General features: G+C 42.7%; 21 protein-coding genes. 13 read left to right on the top strand and 8 right to left on the bottom strand.

Annotation, left to right across the window (positions count from 1 at the left end):
• Window position 1 precedes the first annotated feature (1 nt).
• The 3 genes from argB to argH are packed head-to-tail and all read left to right on the top strand — an operon-like array spanning window position 2 to window position 3,185.
• Window positions 2-778 (top strand): acetylglutamate kinase, encoded by a 777-nt coding sequence (gene argB, locus NXR94_RS09540; protein WP_258104391.1) that lies wholly within the window; start codon window positions 2-4, stop codon window positions 776-778.
• Window positions 756-1,841 (top strand): M20 family metallo-hydrolase, encoded by a 1,086-nt coding sequence (locus NXR94_RS09535; RefSeq protein ID WP_258104390.1) that lies wholly within the window; start codon window positions 756-758, stop codon window positions 1,839-1,841. The genes argB and NXR94_RS09535 overlap by 23 nt, the downstream gene beginning before the upstream one ends.
• A gap of 12 nt (window positions 1,842-1,853) precedes the next feature.
• On the top strand, window positions 1,854-3,185 hold the full coding sequence (argH, locus tag NXR94_RS09530) for an argininosuccinate lyase (protein WP_258104389.1): 1,332 nt from the start codon (window positions 1,854-1,856) through the stop codon (window positions 3,183-3,185).
• Here argH and NXR94_RS09525 read toward each other — a convergent pair.
• From NXR94_RS09525 to NXR94_RS09505, 5 genes are all read right to left on the bottom strand, one after another.
• Window positions 3,182-3,547: an energy transducer TonB gene (locus NXR94_RS09525; protein ID WP_258104388.1), complete on the bottom strand. Its 366-nt coding sequence runs from the start codon at window positions 3,545-3,547 to the stop codon at window positions 3,182-3,184. The genes argH and NXR94_RS09525 overlap by 4 nt on opposite strands.
• Before the next feature lie 223 nt (window positions 3,548-3,770).
• Window positions 3,771-4,640, bottom strand: coding sequence for a DUF5777 family beta-barrel protein (locus tag NXR94_RS09520; RefSeq protein WP_258104387.1), 870 nt, complete (start codon window positions 4,638-4,640; stop codon window positions 3,771-3,773).
• A 24-nt stretch (window positions 4,641-4,664) separates the two neighbouring features.
• A complete protein-coding gene (locus tag NXR94_RS09515; RefSeq protein WP_258104386.1) occupies window positions 4,665-5,216 on the bottom strand; it encodes a YceI family protein in 552 nt (183 codons plus the stop codon).
• A gap of 18 nt (window positions 5,217-5,234) precedes the next feature.
• The gene (locus NXR94_RS09510) at window positions 5,235-6,071 is read right to left on the bottom strand and encodes a hypothetical protein (RefSeq protein WP_258104385.1); all 837 of its coding nucleotides are present in this window, start codon (window positions 6,069-6,071) and stop codon (window positions 5,235-5,237) included.
• A gap of 231 nt (window positions 6,072-6,302) precedes the next feature.
• A complete protein-coding gene (locus NXR94_RS09505; protein WP_258104384.1) occupies window positions 6,303-7,061 on the bottom strand; it encodes a sterol desaturase family protein in 759 nt (252 codons plus the stop codon).
• 100 nt (window positions 7,062-7,161) lie between these two features.
• On the opposite strand from NXR94_RS09505, the gene NXR94_RS09500 reads away from it, so the two are divergent.
• From NXR94_RS09500 to NXR94_RS09470, 7 genes are all read left to right on the top strand, one after another.
• Entirely contained in the window at window positions 7,162-7,767 is a 606-nt protein-coding gene (locus NXR94_RS09500; RefSeq protein ID WP_258104383.1) for a TetR/AcrR family transcriptional regulator, read from the top strand.
• Between the two features lie 107 nt (window positions 7,768-7,874).
• Window positions 7,875-9,344, top strand: coding sequence for an NAD(P)/FAD-dependent oxidoreductase (locus NXR94_RS09495; RefSeq protein WP_258104382.1), 1,470 nt, complete (start codon window positions 7,875-7,877; stop codon window positions 9,342-9,344).
• On the top strand, window positions 9,341-10,186 hold the full coding sequence (locus NXR94_RS09490) for a phytoene/squalene synthase family protein (protein WP_258104381.1): 846 nt from the start codon (window positions 9,341-9,343) through the stop codon (window positions 10,184-10,186). The genes NXR94_RS09495 and NXR94_RS09490 overlap by 4 nt, the downstream gene beginning before the upstream one ends.
• Complete coding sequence (locus NXR94_RS09485; protein ID WP_258104380.1) at window positions 10,186-10,650, top strand: hypothetical protein; 465 nt, start codon at window positions 10,186-10,188, stop codon at window positions 10,648-10,650. The genes NXR94_RS09490 and NXR94_RS09485 overlap by 1 nt, the downstream gene beginning before the upstream one ends.
• Complete coding sequence (idi, locus tag NXR94_RS09480) at window positions 10,647-11,153, top strand: isopentenyl-diphosphate Delta-isomerase (protein ID WP_258104379.1); 507 nt, start codon at window positions 10,647-10,649, stop codon at window positions 11,151-11,153. The genes NXR94_RS09485 and idi overlap by 4 nt, the downstream gene beginning before the upstream one ends.
• A complete protein-coding gene (locus NXR94_RS09475; protein ID WP_258104378.1) occupies window positions 11,150-11,611 on the top strand; it encodes a sterol desaturase family protein in 462 nt (153 codons plus the stop codon). Before idi ends, NXR94_RS09475 begins: the two co-directional genes overlap by 4 nt.
• Window positions 11,604-12,287 carry a lycopene cyclase domain-containing protein gene (locus tag NXR94_RS09470; protein WP_258104377.1) on the top strand — a complete coding sequence of 228 codons (684 nt, stop codon included), beginning with the start codon at window positions 11,604-11,606 and terminating at the stop codon, window positions 12,285-12,287. The genes NXR94_RS09475 and NXR94_RS09470 overlap by 8 nt, the downstream gene beginning before the upstream one ends.
• Before the next feature lie 253 nt (window positions 12,288-12,540).
• On the opposite strand, the gene NXR94_RS09465 is transcribed toward NXR94_RS09470, so the two are convergent.
• On the bottom strand, window positions 12,541-12,906 hold the full coding sequence (locus tag NXR94_RS09465; protein ID WP_258104376.1) for a DUF1801 domain-containing protein: 366 nt from the start codon (window positions 12,904-12,906) through the stop codon (window positions 12,541-12,543).
• A gap of 247 nt (window positions 12,907-13,153) precedes the next feature.
• On the opposite strand from NXR94_RS09465, the gene NXR94_RS09460 reads away from it, so the two are divergent.
• Together NXR94_RS09460 and NXR94_RS09455 are read left to right on the top strand one after the other, a co-directional pair.
• The gene (locus tag NXR94_RS09460; RefSeq protein ID WP_258104375.1) at window positions 13,154-13,384 is read left to right on the top strand and encodes a hypothetical protein; all 231 of its coding nucleotides are present in this window, start codon (window positions 13,154-13,156) and stop codon (window positions 13,382-13,384) included.
• Between the two features lie 171 nt (window positions 13,385-13,555).
• On the top strand, window positions 13,556-14,875 hold the full coding sequence (locus NXR94_RS09455) for a hypothetical protein (protein WP_258104374.1): 1,320 nt from the start codon (window positions 13,556-13,558) through the stop codon (window positions 14,873-14,875).
• Window positions 14,876-15,595: 720 nt separating this feature from the next.
• Here the strand turns inward: NXR94_RS09455 and NXR94_RS09450 are convergent.
• Window positions 15,596-16,024, bottom strand: a complete 429-nt coding sequence (locus NXR94_RS09450; RefSeq protein ID WP_258104373.1) for a transposase — start codon at window positions 16,022-16,024, stop codon at window positions 15,596-15,598.
• A 597-nt stretch (window positions 16,025-16,621) separates the two neighbouring features.
• Window positions 16,622-18,124, bottom strand: coding sequence for an RHS repeat-associated core domain-containing protein (locus NXR94_RS09445; RefSeq protein ID WP_258104372.1), 1,503 nt, complete (start codon window positions 18,122-18,124; stop codon window positions 16,622-16,624).
• Between the two features lie 366 nt (window positions 18,125-18,490).
• Here NXR94_RS09445 and NXR94_RS09440 point away from each other — a divergent pair, with 366 nt between their 5' ends.
• Window positions 18,491-21,721, top strand: coding sequence for an exodeoxyribonuclease V subunit beta (locus tag NXR94_RS09440; RefSeq protein ID WP_258104371.1), 3,231 nt, complete (start codon window positions 18,491-18,493; stop codon window positions 21,719-21,721).
• Window positions 21,722-21,901 lie beyond the last annotated feature (180 nt).

Here is a 21,901-nt window from a genome sequence, read left to right as displayed (position 1 = left end):
TATGGAGAAACTTAACGTTATCAAAATTGGAGGGGCCGTCGTCGACGACCCGATCATGTTCGCAGATTTTTTAGCTGAGTTTAAGAAGATCAGTGGATATAAGATATTGGTCCATGGTGGAGGTAGGGTTGCCACGCAGATGGGAGAGAAGTTGGGTGTTTCACCAAAAATCATTGAAGGCAGAAGGATCACTGATGAAGTGACCATCGAAATTGTGACGATGGTATATGCAGGTCTTGTTAACAAGCGGACCGTAGCTCAACTACAATCACAGGGAATGAATGCCTTGGGTCTTTCCGGAGCCGATGGTAATGCCATTCTTGCTAAGAAGAGACCAGTAAAAGCGGGGATCGATTATGGTTTGGTAGGTGACATTCGTGAAGTGAATGTTTCTTTTCTTACGAACCTATTGGATTCGGGCACAGTGCCTGTGATAGCGCCTTTAACGCATGATGGTTATGGTCAGCTGCTTAATACCAATGCAGATACGATTGCTTCAGAGGTGGCTATAGGGTTATCCTCAAAATTTGATGTTGTACTTTCAATGACCTTCGAAATGCCTGGTGTTCTGGAGGATGTCTCGGACCCATCCACATTGATTAAAACATTAAATAAAGAAGAGTACGAAGTGTTGAAGTCGGAGTTTAAGGTTCATGATGGTATGATACCTAAACTTGATAATGCTTTCAATGTGATTGATAATGGTGTTAAATCTGTTCGGATATGTAAATTCGACGAAATAGGAGATCCTGAGAATGGCACTATCCTTCAGGCGTAACATCGAAAATATTCACGCAGAGGCGATCAAAGTCCTGTCATCGCTGATCGAGACACCAAGTTTAAGTAAAGAGGAAGATGAGACGGCAGCGCTCATTGAATCTTACCTTGAATCTAATGGTGTGGAAACCTTTAGAAGTAACAACAACGTATGGGCGAGAAATCTCCATTTTGACCCGGAGAAGCCTACTATTCTACTTAACTCCCATCATGATACGGTCAAGCCTAATCAAGGGTATATTAAAGATCCGTATAAAGCCATTATTCTAGGGGATAAGCTTTATGGTCTGGGGAGTAATGATGCCGGTGGGGCACTGGTTTCTCTGATGTTTGCATTTCTTTATTTGTATGATCAGGAAAACCTTCACTATAACCTGGTTTTTGCGGCTACAGCTGAAGAGGAAATATCCGGAAGACTTGGAGTGGCCAGCATCCTGTCAGAAATTGGAGAAATTGCCTTTGGGATTGTGGGTGAACCAACCGAAATGAACATGGCGATTGCGGAAAAGGGCTTGATGGTCCTGGATTGTTATGCCCCGGGTAAATCTGGGCATGCAGCCCGAGAGGAAGGAGAAAATGCCATTTATAATGCCATCAAGGATATAGAATGGTTTAGGAATTTTAACTTTCCTAAGGAGTCTGAATACCTGGGACCAGTAAAAATGTCTGTGACGATGATCGAAGCGGGATACCAACATAACGTGGTCCCTGATGAATGCCATTTTGTGGTGGATATCCGTGGTACGGATGCTTATTCCAATGATGAAATGCTTGAGATTATCAGGGCAAATGTTTTGTCGGAGGTGAAGGAAAGAAGTACCAGATTGCAACCGTCATTTATTACAAAGGATCATCCACTTATCAAGGCGGCAGAAGCTCTGGATATTGAGTTCTTTGGTTCTCCAACATTATCCGATCAGGCGTTGATGCCATTTCCTACGGTTAAAATTGGTCCGGGACTCTCACAGCGTTCACATACGGCCGATGAGTATATCTTTGTGGACGAAATTCGTGAAGGAGTAACAGGCTATCTTGCGCTCCTGAACAAAATCATCAAATCATAATCACGCATTCAAATGAAGCTTTGGCAAAAATCCATTGATGTCAATCAAAAGATCGAAACGTTTACCGTAGGTGATGACCGCAAGCTAGACCTGCTGTTGGCACCTTTTGATATTCTTGGAAGCCTTGCTCATATCCGTATGCTCAATTCTATTGGGTTATTGGAAAAGGAGGAGTTGGATGCGTTGTCTATGGAACTTAAATCGCTTTATCAGCTCGCTGTTAATGGTGAGTTTGTTATCAAAGATGAGGTAGAGGATGTTCACTCCCAGGTAGAGTTTATCCTTACGGAAAGACTGGGCGAGATGGGTAAAAAGATCCATAGCGGACGGTCACGAAACGACCAGGTTTTGGTGGATTTGAAGATGTATTTTCGATATGAAATTGAGGAAATAGTAAAGCTGGTCGACGGACTTTTCAATACGCTAATTGCACTTAGCGATCAATATAAAAATGTATTGATCCCTGGTTACACGCATATGCAGGTGGCCATGCCGTCATCTTTTGGGTTATGGTTTGGAGCATATGCAGAAAGCCTTTCTGAAGACTTACATGCACTTCAGGCAGCCTATTCGGTGGCAAATAAGAATCCATTGGGATCAGCCGCAGGATATGGATCATCATTTCCTCTTAACCGTGAAATGACGACGGACTTGCTGGGATTTGAGCACCCAAATCATAACGTGGTTTATGCCCAAATGACCCGAGGCAAGAGTGAAAAGTCTTTTGCAAATGCAATTGCAGCAGTGGCCGGGACATTGGGTAAAATGTCGATGGACCTATGCATGTATATGGGGCAAAATTTTGGGTTTCTGACATTCCCGGATGAGCTAACAACCGGTTCGAGCATTATGCCACATAAGAAGAATCCGGATGTGTTTGAGTTGATACGAGGCAGATGCAATCAGTTGCAAGCTCTTCCTACCGAGATTACCTTTTTGCTAACCAATTTGCCTAGTGGATATCATAGAGATCTCCAGGGTCTCAAGGAGCGCCTGTTTCCTGGTATTGAGACCATTAAAGATTGTCTGGAAATCGCTGACTTTGCACTCAATCAAATCATCATAAAAGACGAGATCATTAATGATCCAAAGTATGATTATCTGTTTACCGTGGAGTTGGTCAATGAACTTGTGCTGGAGGGAATGCCATTCCGAGATGCCTATAAGGAAGTTGGGAAAAGAGTAGAGGAGGGAACCTATGAAGCGAACCGTAAGGTCAGTCATACTCACCTCGGTAGTCTTGGTAATCTGGGGAACGAGAAAATTGCCGAGCAACAAAAAAGGGAACTCGGTAAGTTCCCTTTCAAACACGTAGGTGAATGTATAACGCGGTTGACTAGTTAGTCAATCGTCAATTCAAAATCTACCGGAACATGCACTGCTGACGGTACGGCAACACCGTTGGCATTCTTTGCAGGTTCGAATTGTAATTTCTTCATCGCAGTAATTACTGCCTTCGATAATTCTTCGGAAGGCGAGCTAACTACTTTAGTTGTTGCCACTTTTCCTTCTTCGTTGATCTTCACGAGAACAAGTACTCTTCCCTCAATTCCATTAGTCCTTGCAGTCTGAGGATATTCGATCTTATTGATTACTTCTGAGAAATTGGTCGCTTTCGCGGTCCTTGCAACTGCGTCCTCACCAGAGTTAGCAAATGCTGTAGACATACCTATTACCAGCGCGAATAATATACTCAATGTTCTCATGTCCTCTATTGTTAAGTTTTTGATGACCCGAAGTTACGTAAATGTTAAGAAATTAACAATTACGTAACATTAACTTTTTTATTAGGAAACAAAATTTAACATTGGATCGGCCGATCATTCAGCTATTTGATAGGTGAAAACCTGCTCTATTATCTAAATATGAATGTTTTTCGCTCCGAAAGAAGCAAGCGAGTGCGTTGGTAAGGTTAGATCGAAAAGGTTGTTAATGTGTTAACTGAAAGGTCCGGGTAATATTAAACCCAAAATGAATTCCTCCCTTAAAGAAGTTTCCTGCCGTTTCGGTGACGAAGGTTCGCTCCACCATTCCCTGGGAATTGCTGAAAATCAATTGAAAGACGTGTCCTCCTGTTTCAATGTCTATCCCCAGGCCAAAGGAATTATAATAAGGTGAGTCAGCGTGTGGGTCAAATCTTGCATAATATTCAGCATTGAGAGATATGCTACGCGTTAGTTTATATCTTGCTCCAAAGCCCATAGCAAACTGGTCATTATTTAAGATGGTTTGATCAACCCTGTTGGTGTGTACGAAGGTGGGAGCGACCTGCACTGAAAGATCTGAGGATATTTTCCGTGCAATGAGTACCTGATAGGTGTAATTGAGTCGACTACCAAAGGTCAACGTTGAATCAAATTTTGATTGAGGGTAGGTCTGTAGTCCCATGCTTATCAAGGTTGTGGCAGTAACAGGTGAGCCTGAATCACTTTGCCTGATGGCTTTGTATTTAAGATACCCATCATAGATTTTATTGAAAGAGTTCCGTCCAATGCCAACTCCCAATTGGTCAGTAAGTCCGTATTCTAATCCGATTCGGATAAATGCCTGATCTAGCCCGAACAGGTCATATCCTCCAGAATTTATGGTTCCAAACCTATGAGAAATGATAAACTCTAGTTCTCCCTCCCCCTTTGTCTCTATGGAATGTCCATTAACAACTCGGGTTCCTTTGAAGGTGGCAATAGTATAAACAGGTTCTGAGCTATCTAGTTCGTCCAATTCAGAAAGTAGATCCTGACCTGCTAGATTGAGTGAGAGGACGACCAGGGCAGCGAACAGGGTAAAAAATCTTTTCATTCTGGTTAGCTAAGTATTGAATAATTATTTCTTCTTGGATAGGGTAAAATCTACTTTGACTTCTATTTCTTCTGCGATATTCTGAAACACGATTTGCGGAACGGTGATGTCATAATCTACCAGCTTGACCATGAATGTAGAGGTGATCTGAATTTTCCCATTTCCCAACATTTCAATCTTTCCGGGAATTTCTACATTTTGAGTAATCCCATGAATGGTCAATTTTCCTTTTGCCGTAACATTTTGTACCCCTTTTTTTCTGGCATTGAAATCAATCAACACCGCCTGAAAAGTTGACTTGGGGTATTTGTCTGACTCCATGTACTTCTCGTTGAAGTGTTCCTGCATCAGTGATTTTTCAAAGTCAAAACTTCTTATGGGGATGGAAAAGGCTATTTTCTCGGCATCTACATCAATGATACCTACAGCCTTCTTGCTTTTGGCGGTGATATCTTCCAGTGGGGCATAGGAGTAGAAAGTCACATTGCTTTTTTCTGAAACATATTTCTGGGCTTGTAATGATGTTGCGATGCACAGTACAAGAATTACTAGTCCGGTTTTCAAGTATATCTTCATGACGATTTTTTTTAATGATCAATTATTCGGAGCCCCCGCATCCACCCAACAGGCAATCTTTTTGATCTGTTCAGCGGATAGCTTACCTCTTTTCGGCATACTTCCATCTCCTGTTCTTTTCTTGATAGTAGCAGCATTGGCCTTAACCAGGCTGTAGGTGGTAAGGTCTCCACCTGGCTTGGTGTTGCCGGCACCATGGCAGGTGGCTGCCGCACAGTATTGCGTGATAAGTGGAGCAATAAAGGTTTCGTATGAGATGTCCGTAGTGCTTGATTGCAGTACGGTAACACTGATCGGCGCTTCACAGCCGGTTCCATTGGCATCTACTACCATGGCCTCGTATGTTCCCGGAGCGACACCAGTGTATAATGAAACATCCGAAAGGGAAGACCCATTAAAGCTGAATTTATAAGGCATATCACCTCCTGTTGCATTCAGTTGTACTTCCCCATTTGGAGAAAGACAGGAAGTATTGTCTGTAGTCGTAGCAGATACAGAAAGCGTAGATCCGGCATTTTCTACCATGACATCTTTTAGAACATAACTGCACGGCTTGGAATCATACACGGTGACAGTGTAGGTGCCACCTAATAGACTGCCAAAAACATTGGATGATTGACTGGTGCCTCCATTGATGCTATACATATAGGGAGGTACTCCACCCGATCCGGATACGGTTAAGGCTCCGTCAGCCACCCCACATCCGGAGGTGTTCTGAGTTGATTCCAAAATGAGGACCAGATCAGAGTCTATACATAGATTGGGATCCACATCTGCAATGATTGAGCGCGGGACGTCTTCATACAAGCAAGACTGCATGGCTATAGCAGCTATGATAAATATGAATTTTTTCATAAGTGGCATTATTTACTGGTTGGCGGAGAGCAAGTAAATATATTTAATAGAAGTAGCTACATGCAAATGAGATACCAAAAATCCTCTACGACCTCTTTTGTACATGAGTATTGTAACTCCACTGCCTGATGTCTGAACAGAATCCTGAAGCAATAAAAAATCCCGAACCAGATTTTATTAGAATCCGATCCGGGATTAAACATTACGATCTGAATAAAATTACAGAAGTTACTAAGTAGCTGTTTTGTCGATATCCTTAAAGCTGATCATATCCAGGACTTTGGCGGAACCACCATCATAGAATCCGTATTCCCCCTGGTAGTCTTCCGGGTTTTTGAAAGTACCAAAGATCATGTCATAAACGGGGAAGTCGGAGTAATTGTAACCATGAATGCCACGGCCATGATGAATAGCGTGCTGTTCCGGTCGTTGTATCAGGTACCCAAGCCATGTTGGTGTTTTGATATTTGCATGCTGAAAGATGCTTAGGAAATTAAGTGAAAGTATAACCACCGTAGCTGCTGTTGGGCTCACGCCGATGACAAGTGCAAAAACGAGACTGCCCAATAAGGTGAAACCAACCATATCCATAGGGCTAAAATAGAAGGCGCTGGGGATATCCAGTTTTTCGGCACTGTGATGCATCTGATGAAATACCTTCCAAAGCGTGTTGGACTTGTGCATGGACCAGTGCCATAAGTAAAGCGCAAACTGGTAGATAAATAATCCAATAGCGATTTGTGAGCCTAATGAGAAACCACTTAGGTCGAACAGTTGAAAGGACGCCAGATACTCATCTGTAAATAGCGGCAGGTAAGAACTAAGGTAGAAGAATACTCCGAAGGCAATCAAACCTCTGGCGGTAGCATATTTAATGCTCGGTAAATTTTTGTTACGAGGGAAAAATGATTCCCAGGCGAATAGCAGCCCATACATCCCAATTACTGCGAGGGAAATGGGGTCTAACAAAATGTCAATTGGTGAAGGCATGTTACTTAAAGTTAATGTTTTTAAACAAACTAGTTGGTACAAAAATAAGTATGATTTATAATTAAACAAACTAGTTGGTATAAAATACCTATATTTGGGTATGCCCAAAGACGGAAATAAGACAAGAACAAAAATCCTGGACGAAACCACCCAGCTAGTCCTGACTAATGGCTTTGCCGGAACGACTATTGACCATATTCTAGCCAAAACGGAGCTTACCAAGGGTGCCTTTTTTTATCATTTTAAGAGTAAGTCGGAGCTGGCGATGGAGTTGATGCGTCATTTTGCTATGCACGACATGGGTGAACTGAAGGGTGCGCTGGAAGGAACAATAGAATATGAAAATGATCCTGCGAAAAGACTGTCAATGTTTATTCAGTGGTTTATTGATATTTTCGATGGGCTGGATTCACCTTATGCCGGATGCTTGTATGCTTCATATACCTATGAACCCGAACAGTTTGGCCAAGAGGTGATGGACATGGTGGTGGAGGCTGTTTATCTCTGGAGGAAGACATTGGTGGCTTTAATTAATGAGGTGTCCAGGATCAAAAAACCTTCAATTGAAATTGATGTGGATTCACTGGCTGATATGTTTACAGTAATTCTGGAGGGAGCGTTTATTGTGTCCAAAGTACTGAAGGATCCAAAAATCACTGTGAATCAACTAATCCATTATAAAAACTACCTCGAACTCATTTATTAATGAGATTGGGCCCTGCTTACTGAAAAATAAATTTAATTTTTTCTTACCGCTCATAAACAATAGAACCGCCTACGTGTTTAACAGTATCATTAAAATGTTAAACATTATTGAAAGCTGTTGTTATTGGTTCAGGGTTCGCCGGCATGTCATCCGCGGCACTTATTGCTAAAGACGGGCATGAAGTGACCTTACTTGAAAAAAATGCCGAGACTGGCGGGCGTGCGAGGGTACTGAGGGAGCAAGGGTTTTCTTTCGATATGGGGCCTTCCTGGTATTGGATGCCGGATGTCTTCGATCGGTTTTTCAGCTATTTCGGTAAATCTGCTTCAGACTATTATGACCTCGTTCGACTCGAGCCGAACTTCAAGATATTTTTTGAAAATGAGGTCGTAACGATTCCTGATAATCGTGAGGCACTTCATGATCTTTTTGAAAGACTTGAGCCCGGGAGCTCAAAACGATTAGAAGCCTTCATGGAGGACGGGGCTTTTAAATACGAAGTAGGGGTTAATGATATTATCTACCGTCAGCCCAACGGCATATGGCCGTTTATCGATTGGAAAATTATGAAGTCTGCAGCAGGCCTGCACCTCCTTAAGCCCATCAGTAAACACATCAGGCAGTATTTCAAACATCCATACCTTATTCAGTTATTAGAATTTCCTGTGCTTTTTTTAGGGGCTGACCCAAAGCATACACCGGCGCTTTATTCCATGATGGATTATGCGGGGCTTTATCTGGGTACCTGGTATCCGATGGGAGGTTTCGGCAGAATTGCCGATGCATTCAAGCAAGTGGCTGAAGAGCAAGGGGTTCGGTTTATAGCAGGTGAGGAAGTCAAAAACTTTGACATCTCCAATCAGCAAATCACGCAGGCCTCCACCAGTTCAAAGGGATATAAGGCTGATACTTTTGTGATCAGTGGTGATTACCATCATTTTGATACTGAAGTACTTCCAGAAGCCTATCGGCAATATTCATCTACCTATTGGGATAGCAGAGTGATGGCTCCATCGGCTTTCCTCTACTACATTGGTTTTAAGGGTAAGCTTCCGCAACTGGAGCACCATAATATGTTTTTCGATACCGATTTTGGTGATCACAGTAAGGCGATTTACGAGACCGTTTCCTTTCCCGAGCGTCCCCAGTTCTATGTGAGCTGTTCATCTAAAACAGACCCCAGTGTTGCACCGGAAGGACATGAAAATCTGGTGATCCTGATTCCCGTGGCAGCGGGATTGGAAAATACAGAACTAATGAAGGAGCACTACTTCAACCTGGTTTGTGATCGGATGAAAGAGAAGATAGGAGTGGACATCAGGCCAAACGTGGTTTACAGAAAGGATTATGCGGTAGAAGATTTTAAAAAGGACTATCACGCTTTTAGAGGTAATGCCTATGGATTGGCCAATACACTAAAGCAGACAGCTTTCCTCAAACCTAATATGCGTCACAAGAAATTGAAGAATACATTTTTCACCGGACAGCTTTCTGTTCCGGGTCCTGGAGTTCCGCCCTCCATTGTATCAGGAGAATTAGCAGCCAATTATGTTAACGAATATTTGAAATCGCTATGAAAGCACTTTATGATCAGGTTTGTCTCAAATGCAGCCAATTAACCACCCGGAGCTACAGCACTAGTTTTTCCCTTGGTATCAGATTGCTTGATCCGAGTATTCGTTCTGACATTTATGCGATTTATGGCTTGGTGCGCTTTGCCGATGAGATCGTTGATACCTTTCATGATTATAATAAAAAGATATTGTTAGCAAGATTTAAGGCGGACACCTATGAGGCCATTAGTGAAGGGATCAGCCTAAATCCGATCCTTCAAAGTTTCCAGGAGACTATCAATAAATATCAGATAGATCCTGAGCTCATTGAGTCCTTTTTTAATTCTATGGAAATGGATCTGAGCATGGAGACACATGATGAGGATAGCTATGAAGAATACATTGTGGGCTCGGCGGAGGTTGTTGGGTTGATGTGTCTGACAGTATTTGTTAATGGCGACAAGCAGCGATATCAGGAATTGAAATTTGCTGCTGAGCGATTGGGAGCTGCATTTCAGAAAGTCAACTTCCTTCGTGACCTTAAGCATGATACCATGAATCTGAACCGGGCCTATTTTCCGGAAATACAACACGCCGGTTTGACCGAAGAAACTAAAAGGCAAATTGAAGCTGACATCGAAAAGGACTTTGATGATGCCCTGGTAGGAATCAGACAATTGCCGCTATGTTGTCGGTTGGGAGTGTTCCTGGCCTATCGATATTATCGATCGCTGTTTAATAAAATCCGGGCTCTGTCTGCGGAAAGAATTCTTACAGATAGGATCAGGATTAACAACACCCGTAAGCTGAGTATTATGCTCAAGTCCTATTTATTATTCAATTTTGATCGTAAATGGTCTTATTGATGTTAATTACCATGATAGTTCCTCTTCAGGAGGATGCCAATTATCGTCAACTATTTGATGAGGCTTATGCCTCTGAGGATCGGGCGGAAGAGATCTATGAGGCTATGAAGGAGGAAAAGGTTCATACAGCCTTAGCGATGGCCTATTTCGCCACGATTGAAATGATTATGGCTGATAATGCTATCGCGCCGTGGAACAAGCTAAGCTATTTCAACAGAGGATCTGACCGGCTTAATGAGGCAGTGGAGGCCGCTAAGGAAAATGTGGAGATAAGGTATTTGCGGTTTGCCTGTCAAACGAAGGCGCCGGACTTTCTGGGATATGATGACTATATCGAGGAGGACAAGGCCTTTTTAATGCAAGCCTTCAATGAAATGAAAGATGCAGACCTGAAACAGCGGGTTCAAAGAATAATGAAGATATCAAAGCATATCACAGAAGAGGAAAGAAAGCTGTTTTTATGATGGAAGAGCTAGTAACATTGGTTAATGAACAGGATGAGCAGGTGGGAACCATGGAGAAGCTCAGTGCTCATCAGGAAGGGAGTTTGCATCGTGCGCTTTCTGTGGTGGTTTATAACGAAGCAGGAGAGATGCTGATCCAAAAAAGAGCAGGTTCCAAGTACCATTCTCCTTCATTATGGTCCAATGCCTGTTGCAGTCACCCCAGACCAAATGAGCTGACCAGTGAGGCAGTAGCCAGACGCCTTCAGGAAGAAATTGGCCTTACCTGTGAAACGCATTTTTCTCATAAGTTCATTTACAAGGTAGATTTTGAAAACGGGTTGATCGAGCACGAACTGGATCATGTATTTGTTGGGAAGACTGATCAATTGCCAATCTTAAATCCTGAGGAGGCATCAGAATATAGGTTTGTTCCAGTGCCGATACTTAAGAACGAAATGGTGGAAAATCCCGAATCGTTTACCTTTTGGTTTCATTTAATTATGAAAGAACTGCACCCATGATTGAGATCATCCTGAACATATTGATTGTAATAGGTGTGTTTGTCTTCATGGAAGGAGTAGCCTGGTTTACGCACAAATACATCATGCACGGTTTTATGTGGCGTTGGCACCATTCCCACCATGTGCCTCGTAAAGGAAGGTTCGAACGTAATGATCTGTTCGCGGTGGTATTCAGTTTACCTTCTATTGGACTCTTTTATTATTCTACCTATTACACCGATTCCTTTTACCTCACTTCTGTTGCGATTGGCATACTGGCCTATGGACTTTTCTACTTCCTCTTCCATGATGTTTTGGTGCATCAGCGTATCAAATTCAGGATCAGACCTAAGAGTAAATACCTCAAGCGCCTGATCAATGCGCACTACGCACATCACACGAAGCATACCAAAGAGGATTGCGAGAGTTTCGGTTTCCTATTTGCCGATAAGAAATACGAAAAGAAGGAACATGCCTGATCGCTTCGTATACCTGGCGCTGGACCTCCTTGCTATCAGTGTTCCTTTGGCTTTCAGCTTTTACCCCAAAGCACCTTTTGCCAGTACTGTAAAAAGAATCATTCCGGCGATTCTGATCCCGATGGCATTGTTTGTTGTTTGGGATGTGTACTTCACGAGATGGGGACATTGGGGTTTCAATGAACGTTATTTGCTAGGAGTGGATCTACTGGGGCTGCCTCTGGAGGAGTGGCTCTTCTTCATTTGTATTCCTTATGCCTGCCTTTTTACCTACTTTGCATTCAAGCATTTAATGCCTGTAAAAGTCAAGGATTTCCACCTCGTCACTGCTGTACTTGGCCTCATCGTCCTTATAATCACGATCCTGAATTTTGGTCGGGATTATACAGTTGTTACGGGTATTTTGCTTGGGAGCTACCTGATATTCCTGTCATTCACTCGAAAGCATTTTCTTGGTCAGTTCTTTTTGAGTTACCTGGTGATCCTGATTCCGTTTTTTCTGATCAATGGGGTGTTGACCGGTAGCTGGATTGATGGAGAAGTTGTGTGGTACAATGACCTGGAGAACCTTGGAATGCGCTTGGGAACTATACCCGTGGAAGACCCTTTTTATGGCATGTTGCTACTCCTGATGAACGTTCATATCTGGGAGGCTCTGGGGTCGAATAGTGATTAATATTTTGGGCACCCGGGTGGGCTGTCACTGCTCGCTTGCCTCATACTTCGGCAGAGCTCAAACATACCGTTCCATCCCTGGTGCGCAAATTTGTACTACCTCTAAAAATGTGGATTTTTTGTTCGTTATTAACAATAATTGGTTTTGAATTTTTCCTCCTGACAATGATTAGGAAAGGTTTCATGCTCGGAGAGCATCTTCGGCATGTTTAAGCGGAATACTTGAACGAGCTTAATTGGCAGTGCCTTTTTATTTAAGCATTCTGATCCTGAAGTGCAATCCAGCCCTTTACCACTGATTGCAGATCATCCTTCCTGTTTTCGATTTCCTTCATACTGGCAAATTTTGCGGTGCGTCCTTCTTTTCCGTCACCCTGAAGCAATCCGGTACGGTCGTCAATTAAGGCACCCTTATGAAACATTAGGCTAACATGCTTCTTGGCATTCATAAAATAGGAGGCCATGTTGCCCTTATAAATGAAGGTGGGGCTACTCCATTTAATCGTTTCGATGATGTCCGGATGCGTTTCCAGTATGATCTCCCTTACTCTTTGAATCTCGGGAGTCATGGGATGGGCTTTGTTTTTCAGGTAAGTGTCTACCTCGGGGTTTTTATTCATGACGATGAAATGTGTTTTTAATGAAGGTACGTGGCTTTCAGATTTAATGCAAACAATCATATTATGATCTGAATCGCATTGTAATTATCGAATACCTAGAACCTTTCATTTGAGTTTAAGTAGTGTTATGACGTTCATTCAGGTATTTACCGATTCATTCGCAGATTTTACCTGACCGTACATTCAGAATTTGATAATAAAATATATTGATGCAACTTGTTATTACCAACAGCTAAATATCCTTATTATGAAAGCCCCAACCAGTAGACTATTTGCTGAACTCCAGCAAATGACAGATTCGCTAAGTTTTGATGACACACTAATGGCCATAGAATGCGCCGAAAAGATTCGCAATCATCTAATAGCCTCAATTAACAATGGTCATTCTGAGCATCAGCACAATCTGTCAGTTGTGAATGAAATCATCAAAGGGTACAAATTACACCTATTCGATTCCTCACCAATGTTAGTGGCTTAATCAGAAGGTCTTTGCTTTTGACTGGCCTTCCTAAAAGTTACATTTCCATTCATTTGTAATTAATGCGCTAACATGAGATACCTGTGTGTTTTCCTTCTAATGGCTATATTTTTTAATGCCAGAAGTCAAAATCCTACTGCATATGATCAGCAATTGCTGAATTGTTACTCAATGAATAAGGGCGTTGACTCGAGAACGGTTGGAGCAAAAGATAAGCTCCTTGACTACATTATATATTACAACATCAACACTTCATCGTTGGGTAATGATACAACTAAAAGCAAGCGGGAGTACACTTATACGGTATCGGGAAATCAGGAATACTATATTGACTATTTCTGGAATAAGTGCGCTAACAAATGGCAACCAACTGCCAAAAGAGATGAAAAGCTGGATGATAGGGGCAATGTACTGGTGAAAGCTGACTATTCATGGGATGCTCTTGTTGGCGTTTGGAAAGGTAAATTTTATAAAGTTGAATATGTCTATAATGATTCAGGAAAAGTGGAACTCCAGACTTATTATAGGTGGGATTCGAATTACAACGATTGGGTGGGCTCATGGAAAAACGAATTCACTTATGATAGTCTCTTGAACATCACTTCTGATGTGAAGTCAAAATGGGATCGTCATAGCAATTTGTGGCTGCCAGATGAAAAAAAGGAGATTCACTGGATGGATGGACAAAGAGTTGCGGATCGTTCGTTTAGCTGGAACTCTGACCTGGGTGAATGGCAGATTGAGGAGCAAACCAAATTTCAATATCAAGAGGATGGAACCATCTTAAATCATGTGACCGATCAAAGCTCCGTAGCAGGGGAATGGATAGGAGCCTATAAAAGTGAGTTTAGATACGAAAATAATGATCGAAATTTAGAGGTTACTGCTTTTGAAAACCCTTATGTCTACACTGATAAAGTGGTCTGGGATCCGGAAAGGAAATACGAGATAGCATATGATGAAAATGGAAATACGGTGTATAGCCATAGCAGTGTGTGGAACAAAAGCACCAGGTCGTGGGACAGTGGTACCGTTATAGAAAACGCCTATGATTCATTTGGCAGATTGTCTTCCAAATCTCAGAAGTCATACAACATTGGATCCTATCATAATTTCACAGGGTCCAAGACAGATTTTATGTATTCTCGATTGGATGATCAGCTGGATTTGGCGTCTTATGAATGGAATAGAAAAGATAGTGTTTGGATGCCGTCTTTGAAGCATGAGTATACATTTGACAGGGCAGGTTTTGTAACGAAGAAACACCAATTTATCAGGCGAAATGATGAATGGCAGAACAATCAGATCTCCCATTACTTTTATTCTGATGCTGAATTGGCTGATGAGGTTTTCAGCCTGAATAGAGGTTTTGGGGCAGTAAATGTTTTGTCCAATCCAACTAAAAATGTCTATGACAATAAGTATTCAAGCCTCTCTACAGAGGTTGATCGGAAATCATTGAGATCAATCCGGAAGGCAACTTCTGAGTGAGTGATTTTTGAAAACAAGATTGTCAGCTTGTAAAGCTTTGTTTCCGGCTTCTATTACCCTACAACTTTTCGGATTGATCCAATTTAGGTACTGGGCCTGAGCTCTTCCGGGAGGCTCGTTGAGCTATGGTTCTTGGCGCGATTTCCTTTCCATAAAACTTACCACTCTCGCCAATGTTGGCGCACGCGTGACGCGTGTGTCCTACTGGTTATAGAATCATGAAAGAGAATGCTGAATCAGCCCCATCTGGCGCGGAACTTAGTTCCGTGACAGATAAAACCAGGGCATGCAAGAAAGCACGGATATAACATCCGCGCTAGATGGGGAAGTATGAATGAGGAAGAACCGTTACACGCTTTCCTTTTGATTGTGAAAATCCCGAGCAATATGGTAAAATCAATTATTCAAAATGCCCTTAACCTATTGTCCAATTTTTTGCTGCAAATCCAATTCACTATTACTCCTCGCTTTGCTGCGGGGTAACCGTTTCTATCCCTGGTGCGGTCCACGTTTACTACCGTTGTTTTAAGTGTTCCACGAAGTGTGACACTTAAAACTAACAAATGATATCCAGTGTCTCCGACACGGTCTTGTCTAACGGATCAATTCCACTTCCAAAAGCCCTCTATACCCACAATAATCTCTTGCGCTGGAATAACGATAATGCTCCGATTCATCCACCAGACCAGCTAAAACCGGATTTTGATGAATATAATTGATCTATTGATCCATAAACTTATTGGAAAAGAGCAATTCCGAATGACTATCGTGTTTCCAGAATTGATAATTTTTGTTGTTGCTGTTTTTTGCGCCGGCAGACTGGAACAGCCACAGCATCCAGCCTCTCCTGCTTTCAAAACTATTAGACTGAATGCTGGCTAAAATCTGAGATGAGGTAAATTTTTTGAAGTCACGTACGATATCTGAAAAGGAATTATTTACTCCTTCTTTACGGGAAATAACCAGATGCAGATGATTAGACATAATGACCCAGGCGTGTATGATAAGACCCTTTTCTTTTTGACAATGTCTCAAACTTCCCAGAATGATCATCACATAATCTTCTCTCGTGAATACATCTACCCACTCTACTACGGTAAAGGTCACGAAGTATAATCCATCCGGATCATCAAATTTGTATGCTGACATACCGGTAAATATAATACCTCACTTCAAATGCCGTGTCTGGAGACACTTGTATTCATTGGAAGTTTTAAGTGGCGCACGGCTAGTGTAGCTGCGCTAACACTTAAAACAACTGGGGTAAAGTACCAGCTACAAGCTGGCACTAGCCATTACTTTTTATCCATGCTCGGACTAGCGGGGGTAACGGAGGGACACGCGTGCGTCAGCTTAGGCAGATTAATACGTATGTCGATAAAGTGGTAACAACAAGAGCTATAAACATGGTTAAGAGTATTTTCCCAATGCCTATTTTTTTGTTTTTTCTGATTTTTTCTAATTCGTTTTCCGTTCGTTCAGAATCAAAGCAAATTATTGACCCGTAACCACTGGAAACAATAAATGTCCATGCAGTCAGCTTATTCATTTCTGGCTCCAAGCAAGTGTTTGTTGAAATCAGCAAATTGATATAATACAAAAAAAAGACCGTGCAACTAAGAAATATGCTTGAAAAAAACACACTACTTATTACATATCTATCAAGAGTTACCTTTATATGCTTGGAAAGCATGTAAAAAGGCAATAGGAAATGAAAATAGATTGTTTTCATGTCTGCAGTTATCCTTAATTCTTAGGTCCAATACTTAGGTTTTTAGGCATGCAGTTTAGGCATTCTCGCCCACCCATCTTCTTATACAGATCCAAGGCTCTGTTTGCCTTTTTATAGTCCAAGTTTTTGTATTTGAAGTAATCATTTTTGGCCTGTTCCGCTGACTGAGACCTGAACTCATCACCATGAACAGCATAGCTAAGCTCTGAAATGGCTACTGCAGGTCCAATTACAGGATGCATAATCAATGTAGCACTTAGCACAACCGATCCTTGAGTAGCTGATTTATAATCTCCTTGGTATAAGTCGTATGAGATCAAGCCAACATCTAAGATGGTTCCAAAGTGAGATAATTTTTTAGCGGCACTAGCTATTGTTGATGTTTGGGTAAACTTTACATTTCTTACTCCAATACTACTTCCACCACTTCCCTTATTTGGATAAAATGTGAAGGACTCGATTCCTTCATTGATCAATTGTCGATTTGCTTCAAGTCCCCCAGGTAATGTTTTTGGATTATTAAGTATAAATTCCATAGTTTCTTTTCTTTTAACAATATCCTGTGCTAATCGATCTAATCCATAAGAAGCTGATCCAACACCTGCCGCATTAAGAAATTTTAAAGGGATCAGTGTTATTTTTTCACTACTGGTTGAAGCTGGTAGATCAAAATCCTGAGAATCGACTCTTAGCGCATCTAATGGAGGGGAATGGAGGTCTGGTTGATAGCTGCTATTTGAATTTGAGTCGGATTTATTACTATCACCTGAACTTTGATCCTCTTTGAAAATTTTAAGATCAGCACCAATAGGAATTTTGGTATCTTCATACTTGTTCAATTCTCTCAATTGATCCACCGATACCCCGTATTTTTTGGCCAGTTTTGAATAGGTATCTCCTGCTTGGACTGTGTGGGTTTGTCCTCCTTCTCTTACTTCTGAGGTCGTATTTTGCCTTCCATCAATATCTAAATCACCCACTGGGTCATTGTCAGAATAATTATAGCTATTCAACTGTGGATACTTATCCTTCAGCGGATCGACACTGATAAACCTCGCCAGCCAGGCGGCATAATACCTTGCTCCATAGTAGTAAAGGCCTGTTTCCTCGTCTCGTTCCTTTCCTACATATCGGTAGCGTTTGAGGCTGGTCTCTGCCTGGTTGCGTCCTGAGCGGTAAGCTGTGGAGCCAAAAGGATGGTACTCCTCGTAAGAAATAATTGCTGCTGTATCGTCCAGCTCCAGGGAGGCAGAACCGAGGTGATTGGATAGCTGGTAGCGGACATTGGTAGTGGGTGTAGTTACTGTACTGCCACCATCCACTGTCAGGGTGTCTGTCAGTGCTATCCTGCCTGTATCATCAGACAAGTGCAGGGTTTCTCTTTCGGTATCCAGTACGCTACTCACTGTTTTTCTATACACTTCGTAATCACCAAGATAAATACGCTCCTCGGTAATGTTGCCATTTTCTATGACCTTTCTTACCCGGTTGCCACCGGCATCATAGGTGTAGTACACATCACCGCCACCGCCCAGGTCAGCACTTCATGTTTCGTTCAGAGTGACGTTAACCAATAAGATACCTCTCCTTTTCTCGCTGGCAGTATCTCAAACTATCCAACAAAATTTCCGAATACTCCGATCTGACAAATAAGTCGAGCCAATAGACAGTAGCAAAGCTGACGAAATGCAATTTTTCCTGATCGCGAAACTTGTACTTTCTACTCATAAAGGTAGGATACCGGTAATGACACCAAAGCACAAGCGGACGCTTGCGCTGGTTGGGGTTTCGTTCAGAGTGACGTTAACCAATAAGATTCCTCTCCTCGTGAGCTATCGGGATCGGAGTGACATTTCTTTGTAATGGTTGGGTATCTTTAACCCGTGATTTCTGAACCAGATTTTAAGCCTTCCTTTCATATCTATCGCTCGTCCGCAGGGTCGGGTAAGACCTATACCCTCACAAAGGAATACCTCAAGATAGCACTGAGCCGTCCGGGTGCCTTCCGGAATATACTAGGGGTAACTTTTACCAACAAGGCGACCGAGGAAATGAAGTCCCGGATCGTATCGGTACTTCGGGATATAGCGGATGGAAAGAGGCCTTCCGTTCAGGCTGAACTTGAAATTGCGCTTGGCAAAACACCCGACCAACTTCAAAAGACAGCCGAGCAAACACTTACCGATATCCTCCACCAGTACGGCAGGTTTGCGGTTGTTACGATCGACAGCTTTTTTCATCAGGTCATCCGATCCTTTGCCAAGGAAATGGGTTTGCAAGGAAGCTTCTCTATAGATCTTGACCTCGATAAAGTCATGCAGCAGGTAGTGGATGATATGCTACTGCGGGTTGGGGAGGATGATAAAAAATCCTTGAAAAAGTGGCTGACACAATTTGCATCCGAAAGGGTGGAAAATGGTGAATCGTGGGATGTCCGTAAAGAGATCAATAAGCTGTCTGCCCAGGTGCTTAAAGATGATTTTAAACCATACTCTAAAGAGGTACTGAAGCTTGGCGAAAATCCTGCTTTTTTCACTGAGCTGAAGAAGGAGTTGGACAAGATCCGCTATTCTTTTGAAAATACACTCAAAAGTAAAGCATCAGAGGGGTTGAAGATCATGCGAAAGCATGGTGTTGATCCGGGGGATTTTAAAGGAGGTAAGACCCAAAGCCCGGCCAACCTGTTTGTGAAGCTTCAGGATGAGATTGTGGTCACTGATGGTCAGCGCAAGAAAGTAGGCAATCATGAGGATTGGGTCAAAGCCAAAGCCCCGAATGGTCCTGCCCTGGATGCCTGCTTGGCAGAAGGCCTGGCCAACCTGTTTGATGAGATTATTGCCTATCATGATGATCACCTCATGGTCTATGAGTCATCAAAAGAAGCACTTCGCTATATCTATACCTTCGGGATATTAACAGAGATCAACCGACGCATACAGGACTATAGGGATGAAAATGATGTGATGCTGATTGCCGATTTGCCGGACTTTCTGCATCAGATCATCAATGATAACGACACGCCGTACATCTATGAAAAGGTGGGCAGCATGTTTCAGCATTACCTGATCGATGAGTTTCAGGATACTTCATCCTTCCAGTGGGACAACTTCCGTCCGCTCGTGCGCAATGCCTCCGATCAGGGAGAGTTCAGCATGGTCGTTGGTGATGTAAAACAAAGCATTTACCGTTGGAGGGGAGGCGATTGGCAGCTCCTTCAAAATCGTGTGAAATCAGATATGGGGGGGAGTGAGATGGTGCACGAAGACAATCTCGCGATGAACTGGCGCAGCTCCTATGAAGTGGTGCAGTTCAATAATCAGTTTTTCACCGAAAGCCTTAATGTAGCCAATGCCTATTTTCAAAATGCACTGGAAGAGGTGCTGGCCGGTGATCGACGTGAACAGATATCTGGTAGGATAGCTGAAGTGCTGGCAACCTATGCCGACGTGGTTCAGGAAGTACCGGCATTTAAAGAAGCCAATCAAGGGTTGATTCAGGTTGAGTTTCTCAGTGAGTTGGATAGTGAAGAAGATGAAGGCTGGAAGGACCTTTGTGCAAGCAGGACCATCAAGGCAGTGGAGGAGGCCCAGCGAAGCGGTTATCAACTAAGAGATATCGCTATCCTTACCAGAAATAAAAAAGAAGGAAAGCTCATCGCCAATGCCTTTGTGAATTACAGTTCCTCAGAGGAGGCAGACCCGCAATTGAAATATGAAGTGGTCAGCTCAGAGGCGCTATACCTTACCAGTAGTCATCTGGTTCGTTTTGTGATCAGCCTGATCAAGTGGCTCAACGATGAGGACAACACCATCGTACTTGCAGAGTGGCTGTTTGAGTATGAGCGATATATCAAAAATTCCACGAAATCAGAGACGGAAATTTTCTCTGCCAGGAACTTTTGGCATAGGGTGGTGCCACCAGCCTTTGTCAAGGAAAAGGATTACCTCAAAACGCTTCCCCTCTATGAGTTGGTTGAAAGGCTGATAGGAATATTTGAATTGAACCAGCATAAGGTGGAGTTCACTTACTTGCAGGGTTTTCAGGATGCCATACTTGACTACTCCAAAAATGAACGAGGAGATATCTCGAGCTTCCTCACCTGGTGGGAAGAGGTCAAAGACCTGAAGACCATCCAGTTGTCCGATGACAACAATGCGGTCAAAATCCTGACGATCCATAAATCAAAAGGATTAGAATTTCCGGTGGTGATCATCCCATTCCTGAACTGGGACCTGGATCATAGTGCCACGAATGAAAACATCATGTGGTGTCAACCCGGAGCGGAGCCTCCTTATAATCGCCTACCCGTGATACCACTCAGGTATGGAAAGAGTCTGGCCAATACCTATTGGGCCATGGAGTATTATGATGAGAAGCTAAAAGCTTTCCTCGACAACCTGAATTTACTTTATGTGGCGTTTACTCGTCCGGTAGATGCGCTGTTTGCATTTGGTAAATTGCCCAAGCCTCCCAGAGGAAAAGATCAGCCCGATTTGGAGAAGTTGAGTGTGAAATCAATTTCTGATTTCTGTTTGACAGCCCTGAAGGATCAGGATGCCTTTGATGAAAGCATTTATCAATATTCGGTAGGCCAATGGCCTGCTAAAAAGCATGGAAAAGAAGTGTCCTCCGAAGAATTTGCTCTGGGGGAGTACCATTGTCATAGCTGGCGTGAAAAAGTTGGTGTGCAGGTACGGGGGGCGTTAGAACTTGGCCAAACGATATTTAACGAATCTCAGCGTCAGGGTCTCCGGATTCATGACCTGATCAGTCGGGTAAAGTACAAAGATGACCTGGAGCAGGTGCTGGATTCGCCCGAACGCACTTTTGTAACCAAGGTAGTAGAGCATCCCAAACTCGCTGATTGGTTTGATCGAAAATGGCAGGTAGATACCGAGGTGGGTTTTTTACTTCCGGGTGGGGATATGAGACGGGTAGACCGCATGAACCGCTCCAAAGACCAGACGATCGTTATCGACTTCAAAACCGGTATCCCTCGTGAAAAGGATAAAAAGCAGGTTCGCGAATATGTGTCAATCCTCCAAAGCATGGAGTACCCTGATCCCAAAGGGTATCTCGTTTACCTGTCTGACATGGAGGTGGTAGCGGTATGATTTTTATGTGGTTTGCTGTCCTCCTCAGAGTAATACAATAGCTTTCATTATTTGAATCCTTTCGGATAATTCCATATACCTCATTAGGATCGCTTTTTTGGCAAATCTTTTGGCGGTTTGAAATTATAGGCCAGACTTCTAATAATCATGGGTAAAGATCATTTGTTTGCTTGACTATGC

It is taken from the genome of Marinoscillum sp. MHG1-6, assembly GCF_024714475.1.
In the GTDB taxonomy this organism is placed as follows: domain Bacteria; phylum Bacteroidota; class Bacteroidia; order Cytophagales; family Cyclobacteriaceae; genus JAMZMI01.
This window is presented reverse-complemented; position numbering and strand designations above follow the sequence as displayed.

Bases quoted from the DNA above. Each gene is read 5' to 3' on its own strand.
- argB (WP_258104391.1), top strand. From the start codon at position 2: ATGGAGAAACTTAACGTTATCAAAATTGGAGGGGCCGTCGTCGACGAC.
- NXR94_RS09535 (WP_258104390.1), top strand. From the start codon at position 756: ATGGCACTATCCTTCAGGCGTAACATCGAAAATATTCACGCAGAGGCG.
- argH (WP_258104389.1), top strand. From the start codon at position 1,854: ATGAAGCTTTGGCAAAAATCCATTGATGTCAATCAAAAGATCGAAACG.
- NXR94_RS09525 (WP_258104388.1), bottom strand. From the start codon at position 3,547: ATGAGAACATTGAGTATATTATTCGCGCTGGTAATAGGTATGTCTACA.
- NXR94_RS09520 (WP_258104387.1), bottom strand. From the start codon at position 4,640: ATGAAAAGATTTTTTACCCTGTTCGCTGCCCTGGTCGTCCTCTCACTC.
- NXR94_RS09515 (WP_258104386.1), bottom strand. From the start codon at position 5,216: ATGAAGATATACTTGAAAACCGGACTAGTAATTCTTGTACTGTGCATC.
- NXR94_RS09510 (WP_258104385.1), bottom strand. From the start codon at position 6,071: ATGAAAAAATTCATATTTATCATAGCTGCTATAGCCATGCAGTCTTGC.
- NXR94_RS09505 (WP_258104384.1), bottom strand. From the start codon at position 7,061: ATGCCTTCACCAATTGACATTTTGTTAGACCCCATTTCCCTCGCAGTA.
- NXR94_RS09500 (WP_258104383.1), top strand. From the start codon at position 7,162: ATGCCCAAAGACGGAAATAAGACAAGAACAAAAATCCTGGACGAAACC.
- NXR94_RS09490 (WP_258104381.1), top strand. From the start codon at position 9,341: ATGAAAGCACTTTATGATCAGGTTTGTCTCAAATGCAGCCAATTAACC.
- NXR94_RS09485 (WP_258104380.1), top strand. From the start codon at position 10,186: ATGTTAATTACCATGATAGTTCCTCTTCAGGAGGATGCCAATTATCGT.
- idi (WP_258104379.1), top strand. From the start codon at position 10,647: ATGATGGAAGAGCTAGTAACATTGGTTAATGAACAGGATGAGCAGGTG.
- NXR94_RS09475 (WP_258104378.1), top strand. From the start codon at position 11,150: ATGATTGAGATCATCCTGAACATATTGATTGTAATAGGTGTGTTTGTC.
- NXR94_RS09470 (WP_258104377.1), top strand. From the start codon at position 11,604: ATGCCTGATCGCTTCGTATACCTGGCGCTGGACCTCCTTGCTATCAGT.
- NXR94_RS09465 (WP_258104376.1), bottom strand. From the start codon at position 12,906: ATGAATAAAAACCCCGAGGTAGACACTTACCTGAAAAACAAAGCCCAT.
- NXR94_RS09460 (WP_258104375.1), top strand. From the start codon at position 13,154: ATGAAAGCCCCAACCAGTAGACTATTTGCTGAACTCCAGCAAATGACA.
- NXR94_RS09455 (WP_258104374.1), top strand. From the start codon at position 13,556: ATGAATAAGGGCGTTGACTCGAGAACGGTTGGAGCAAAAGATAAGCTC.
- NXR94_RS09450 (WP_258104373.1), bottom strand. From the start codon at position 16,024: ATGTCAGCATACAAATTTGATGATCCGGATGGATTATACTTCGTGACC.